Annotated in this window: 2 rRNA genes (1 of these 2 cut by a window edge); both read left to right on the forward strand. The window is 51.7% G+C overall.

From position 1 onward, the window contains the following. Nucleotides 1-1,703 (forward strand): 23S ribosomal RNA (locus BFL40_RS20220); it begins 1,189 nt to the left of the window's first position. A gap of 163 nt (nucleotides 1,704-1,866) precedes the next feature. Continuing rightward, a 5S ribosomal RNA gene (gene rrf, locus BFL40_RS20225) occupies nucleotides 1,867-1,982 on the forward strand. Nucleotides 1,983-1,991 lie beyond the last annotated feature (9 nt).

Below are 1,991 nucleotides of genomic sequence, written 5' to 3' on the forward strand. Positions count from 1 at the left end.
GTAAGCCTGTGAAGGTGAGTTGAGAAGCTTGCTGGAGGTATCAGAAGTGCGAATGCTGACATGAGTAACGACAATGGGTGTGAAAAACACCCACGCCGAAAGACCAAGGTTTCCTGCGCAACGTTAATCGACGCAGGGTTAGTCGGTCCCTAAGGCGAGGCTGAAAAGCGTAGTCGATGGAAAACAGGTTAATATTCCTGTACTTCTGGTTATTGCGATGGAGGGACGGAGAAGGCTAGGCCAGCTTGGCGTTGGTTGTCCAAGTTTAAGGTGGTAGGCTGGAATCTTAGGTAAATCCGGGATTCTAAGGCCGAGAGCTGATGACGAGCTAACTTTTAGTTAGCGAAGTGGTTGATGCCATGCTTCCAAGAAAAGCTTCTAAGCTTCAGGTAACCAGGAACCGTACCCCAAACCGACACAGGTGGTTGGGTAGAGAATACCAAGGCGCTTGAGAGAACTCGGGTGAAGGAACTAGGCAAAATGGCACCGTAACTTCGGGAGAAGGTGCGCCGGTGAGGGTGAAGGACTTGCTCCGTAAGCTCATGCCGGTCGAAGATACCAGGCCGCTGCGACTGTTTATTAAAAACACAGCACTCTGCAAACACGAAAGTGGACGTATAGGGTGTGACGCCTGCCCGGTGCCGGAAGGTTAATTGATGGGGTTAGCTAACGCGAAGCTCTTGATCGAAGCCCCGGTAAACGGCGGCCGTAACTATAACGGTCCTAAGGTAGCGAAATTCCTTGTCGGGTAAGTTCCGACCTGCACGAATGGCGTAACGATGGCGGCGCTGTCTCCACCCGAGACTCAGTGAAATTGAAATCGCTGTGAAGATGCAGTGTATCCGCGGCTAGACGGAAAGACCCCGTGAACCTTTACTATAGCTTTGCACTGGACTTTGAATTTGCTTGTGTAGGATAGGTGGGAGGCTTTGAAGCGTGGACGCCAGTCTGCGTGGAGCCAACCTTGAAATACCACCCTGGCAACTTTGAGGTTCTAACTCAGGTCCGTTATCCGGATCGAGGACAGTGTATGGTGGGTAGTTTGACTGGGGCGGTCTCCTCCTAAAGAGTAACGGAGGAGTACGAAGGTGCGCTCAGACCGGTCGGAAATCGGTCGTAGAGTATAAAGGCAAAAGCGCGCTTGACTGCGAGACAGACACGTCGAGCAGGTACGAAAGTAGGTCTTAGTGATCCGGTGGTTCTGTATGGAAGGGCCATCGCTCAACGGATAAAAGGTACTCCGGGGATAACAGGCTGATACCGCCCAAGAGTTCATATCGACGGCGGTGTTTGGCACCTCGATGTCGGCTCATCACATCCTGGGGCTGAAGCCGGTCCCAAGGGTATGGCTGTTCGCCATTTAAAGTGGTACGCGAGCTGGGTTTAGAACGTCGTGAGACAGTTCGGTCCCTATCTGCCGTGGACGTTTGAGATTTGAGAGGGGCTGCTCCTAGTACGAGAGGACCGGAGTGGACGAACCTCTGGTGTTCCGGTTGTCACGCCAGTGGCATTGCCGGGTAGCTATGTTCGGAATAGATAACCGCTGAAAGCATCTAAGCGGGAAACTAGCCTCAAGATGAGATCTCACTGGAACCTTGAGTTCCCTGAAGGGCCGTCGAAGACTACGACGTTGATAGGTTGGGTGTGTAAGCGCTGTGAGGCGTTGAGCTAACCAATACTAATTGCCCGTGAGGCTTGACCATATAACACCCAAGCAATTTGCGTCGGCTCTTTAATACAGAGCAGCAGATTGCGGTGTGTGAAGACGATAGAACCGAAAGTTCGAATCTCACAAAACACCGAAAGCTGTCACATACCCAATTTGCTGAAGCGAGGCATTCTTGTCACGACTCAGTACCCGAATTTCTTGACGACCATAGAGCATTGGAACCACCTGATCCCATCCCGAACTCAGTAGTGAAACGATGCATCGCCGATGGTAGTGTGGGGTTTCCCCATGTGAGAGTAGGTCATCGTCAAGATTAAATTCC

It is taken from the genome of Pseudomonas costantinii (assembly GCF_001870435.1).
Taxonomy (GTDB): domain Bacteria; phylum Pseudomonadota; class Gammaproteobacteria; order Pseudomonadales; family Pseudomonadaceae; genus Aquipseudomonas; species Aquipseudomonas costantinii.